Here is a 4,232-nt window from a genome sequence, read left to right as displayed (position 1 = left end):
CCCAGGCGCTCGCCGCCATCGGGGTGGGTGGCGGCGTCGAGCTGGCCGGAGAGCGTGGCGAGGTTGCGGGCCAGCGCGCGCAGGCTGCGCAGCGGCCGCTGCCAGGCGCTCTGGCGCTGGCTTTCGAGGTGGGCGATGGAGTCGTGCAGGTCGGCCATGGCGCGCTCGCCGGCGGGGTCGCGCACGAAGGGCTCGTGCGTCTGCAGGGCCTCGGCCAGACGGGTGCAGTCCACGCCCTGCAGTTGCAGCACGCGCTGGCAGCGGTAGAGCACGTCGCTGTGGAACAGCACGTCGGCCCAGTCGTTGTAGTGGTGGTGCGACGAGCTGGCGCGCTCGTGGATGTCCTGCGCGATGAAGTACAGGTTCAGGTGGCGCAGCAGCCGGCCGGTGGGGGGCGGCGCCTCGCGGCGCGCGCCCAGGCGGCTGAAGATGCTTTCCTTGGTGGTGTTGAGGGCGGACACCACGCGGCCGTTGGTCTGGGCGAGCGCCAGGCGCCGGCGCTCCACGTCCACGCCGCGCACGGGCTCGAACAGGCTGGCCTTGAGCCGCAGGTAGGCGCCGAGCACGCCGTAGAGCTTGGCGAGGTTCTGGCGCACGGGCTGGTGCGGGAACAGCGCGCACCACAGCAGCGACAGCAGGCCGTACCAGGTGGCGCCGGCCAGCAGCCAGGTGGGCACGCTGAAGCCCAAGGCCGGGCCGCCCCCGCGCTGGGAGCCGGGCGCCACGCTGATGGCGGTGTAGAGCGCCAGGATGACGGTGGCCAGCGCGATGGCGCGGTAGCGCTCGCCCACGGCGCCGAGCATGGTGAAGCCGAAGGTGGACACGGCCATGCCCGCCACGAACCACAGGGGCCACGGCATCAGGGCCTCGACCGAGAACGCGGCGGTGGCGAAGCAGGCCAGCGTGACGAGCAGCGCCCGCAGCCGGCCGCGCCAGTTGTCGTCGGTCTCGGCGATGGCGCTGGCGATGATGCCCAGGAAGATCGGCGTGACCAGCAGCACGCGGTCCAGCCACCAGCACACGGCCATGGCGCCGCTCAGCGCGATGAACACGCGCACGCCGTACACCAGCGCATCCTGCGCCCACAGGCGCCTTGCCCACCCTGCCATTGCCGTTTTCAAGATCGCATCAACCCCGGAGAGAGAAAGAAAAAACCATGGCGCGGGCCCGCGCCGGATGGCCGGAACCCAAGCAGATTCCATACCACGGCACGCAGCCCCTCCCGTGCCGCGCCCAATCCCCGCCGTCAGCCGGTGTTGCGCAGCCCGGCCGCGATGCCGTTGATCGAGATGTGGATGCCGGTCTGCACGCGCTCGTCGCCCTGCCCGCCGCGCCAGCGGCGCACCAGTTCGACCTGCAGGTGGTGCAGCGGGTCGATGTACGGAAAGCGGTGGCGGATCGACCGGGCCAGGGCGGTGTTGTGCGTCAGGCGGTGCTTGTCGCCGGTGATGCGGGTGAGCGCATCGGCCGTGCGCTGCCACTCGGCCTCGATGGCGCCGAAGACCTTCTTGCGCAGGCGCGTGTCGGCCACCAGTTCGCTGTAGCGCGAGGCCAGGGCCAGGTCGCTCTTGGCCAGCACCATGTCCATGTTGGACAGCAGCGTGCCGAAGAACGGCCACTGGCGGTACATCTTCTGCAGCAGGGCCATCTGCGCCTTGGGGTCCTGGCCGGGCTGCCTGACAAAGGCTTCCACCGCGGCGCCGAAGCCGTACCAGCCCGGCAGCGTGAGCCGGCACTGGCCCCAGCTGAAGCCCCAGGGAATGGCGCGCAGGTCTTCGATGCGCTGGCTGGGCTTGCGCGAGGCCGGGCGCGAGCCGATGTTCAGCTCGGCGATCTCGCGGATGGGCGTGGAGTTGAAGAAGTAATCGGTGAAGCCCGGGGTGTCGTACACCAGCGCGCGGTAGGCGCCCATGCTGGCCACCGACAGCTGCGCCGCCGCCTCCAGGAAGTCCTTGGTGGCCGGCTTGGTGGGCTGCAGCAGCGTGGCCTCCAGCGTGGCGGCGACCAGGGTTTCCAGGTTGCGCCGGCCGATCTCGGGGTTGGCGTACTTGGAGGCGATGACCTCGCCCTGCTCGGTCAGGCGGATCTGCCCGCGCACGGTGCCGGGCGGCTGCGCCAGGATGGCCTGGTAGCTCGGGCCGCCCCCGCGGCCCACGGTGCCGCCGCGGCCATGGAACATGCGCAGCTGGATGCGGTGGCTGGCCGCCAGTTCGTCGAACAGCTCCACCAGCGCGATCTCGGCGCGGTACAGCTCCCAGCTGCTGGTGAAGATACCGCCGTCCTTGTTGCTGTCGCTGTAGCCCAGCATGATGTCCTGCTCGGCGCCGCTGGCCTGCACCATCGCGGCGAAGCCGGGCACGGCGTACAGCTCGCGCATGATGGGCGCGGCGTTGCGCAGGTCTTCGATGGTCTCGAACAGCGGCACCACGATGAGGTCGGTGGTGGCGGCGCGGGCGCCGCTGCCCGGCACGGGCGGCACGGTATCGAGCGTGCCGTGCATCAGCCCCACTTCCTTTTGCAGCAGCAGCACTTCGAGCAGGTCGCTCACGGTTTCGGTGTGGCTGATGATGTAGTGGCGGATGGCCTGCGGGCCGAAGCGCTCGCGCATCTGCCGCGCCGTCTCGAAGATGGCGATCTCGCCCGTGGTGTGCTCGGAATACGTGGCGCCCACCACGCGCAGCGGCCGGGCATCGGCCAGCAGGCGCAGCAGCAGCGCGCGGCGGTCGGCCTCGGGCAGGGCCGCGTAGTCGGGCTCCACGCGCGCCGTGGCCAGCAGCTCGGCGATCACCTTCTCGTGCTGGTCGGAGCTTTGGCGCAGGTCCACGGTGGCCAGGTGAAAGCCGAACACCTCCACCGCGCGCACCAGCGGGTGCAGGCGCTCGGCGGCCAGCGCCGCGCCGCGGTGCGAGCGCAGCGAGGCCTCGATCACGCGCAGGTCGGCCAGGAAGGCCTCGGCATCGGGATAGGGGTTCTGCGGCGCGACGGCATGGCGCGCGGCCTCGCCGCCGGTCAGGTTGCGCAGCGTGGCGGCCAGCCGGGCGTAGATGCCGGTGAGCGCGCGGCGGTACGGCTCGTCCTGGCGGTGCTCGCTGTGGTCGGGCGAGCGCTCGGCCAGGGCCTGCATGTCGGGCGAGACCTGCACCAGCCGGGCCGACAGCGACAGCTCGCCGCCCAGGAAGTGCACCTCGGTCAGGTAATGGCGCAGCGCCACCTCGGCCTGCCGGCCCAGCGCCAGCGAGAGCGTGGCCGCGCTGACGTTGGGGTTGCCGTCGCGGTCGCCTCCGATCCACTGGCCCATGCGCAGGAAGCTCGCCACGGGCTGGTTGCCCAGTTCGCGCTCCAGATCGGCATAGATCTTGGGGATCTCGCGCAGGAAGGTCGATTCGTAGTACGACAGCGCGTTCTCGATCTCGTCGGCCACGGTGAGCTTGGTGTAGCGCAGCAGGCGCGTCTGCCACAGCTGGGCCACGCGGGCGCGCAGCCGCGCCTCGTTGGCCGCCAGCTCGCGCGGGGTGAGCGCGTCCTTGGCGCTGTTGTACAGCTGCGCGCGCACCTGGATGTCGCCGCGCTCGGCCAGCAATTGGGCGATGTCGCGCTCGGCATCCAGGATGCTCTTGCGCTGCACCTCGGTCGGGTGGGCGGTGAGCACGGGCGCCACGTAGCTCCTGGCCAGCGTCTGCGAGATGGTGCGCGGCGCGATGCCCGCCCAGCGCATGCGCGCCAGGGCCACCTCGATGCTGCCCTCCTGGGCGCTGCCCGCGCGCTCGTGCACGGTGCGGCGGCGGATGTGGTGGCGGTCCTCGGCCAGGTTGGCCAGGTGGCTGAAATAGGTGAAGGCGCGGATCACGCTGACCGTCTGGTCGCCCGACAGGCCCTTGAGCAGCTTCTTGAGCGCCTTGTCGGCCTCCTGGTCGGCATCCCGGCGAAAGGCCACCGACAGCTTGCGCACCTGCTCCACGAGGTCGTAGGCGGCGACCCCTTCCTGCTCGCGGATCACGTCGCCCAGGATGCGGCCCAGCAGCCGGATGTCCTGGATCAGCGGCAGGTCCTTGTCGGTCCTGCGGGGGGCGGCCGGTGCGGGCGCGGCGTCGGTCTTGCGGGGGGTCGCGTTCATGCGGAAAAGGTCTCCTGCGCGCTCGGGCGCATCATGGACAGAGGGCGGCGGCTGCTGCGGGCCCATGCTAGCATCCCCGCTGCCCGCGCCGCCCGGCGCACCCGCCCCGCGCACCCCC

The 4,232-nt window shown here is 71.5% G+C and carries 2 protein-coding genes; both read right to left on the bottom strand.

Going from position 1 to position 4,232, the window contains the following annotated elements:
- Positions 1-1,109, bottom strand: a 1,109-nt coding sequence (locus tag AC27KI_RS19815; protein WP_487115417.1) for a YccS/YhfK family membrane protein, incomplete at its 3' end; no start/stop codon positions are given.
- 137 nt (positions 1,110-1,246) lie between these two features.
- On the bottom strand, positions 1,247-4,114 hold the full coding sequence (gene ppc / locus AC27KI_RS19810; RefSeq protein WP_487115415.1) for a phosphoenolpyruvate carboxylase: 2,868 nt from the start codon (positions 4,112-4,114) through the stop codon (positions 1,247-1,249).
- Positions 4,115-4,232: the final 118 nt, after the last annotated feature.

The organism is Acidovorax sp. KPB24-03 (genome assembly GCF_057546605.1).
The sequence above is the reverse complement of the archived record's forward strand: the minus strand, read 5'-3'. Positions and strand labels throughout refer to the sequence as shown.

Bases quoted from the DNA above. Each gene is read 5' to 3' on its own strand.
- ppc (WP_487115415.1), bottom strand. From the start codon at position 4,114: ATGAACGCGACCCCCCGCAAGACCGACGCCGCGCCCGCACCGGCCGCC.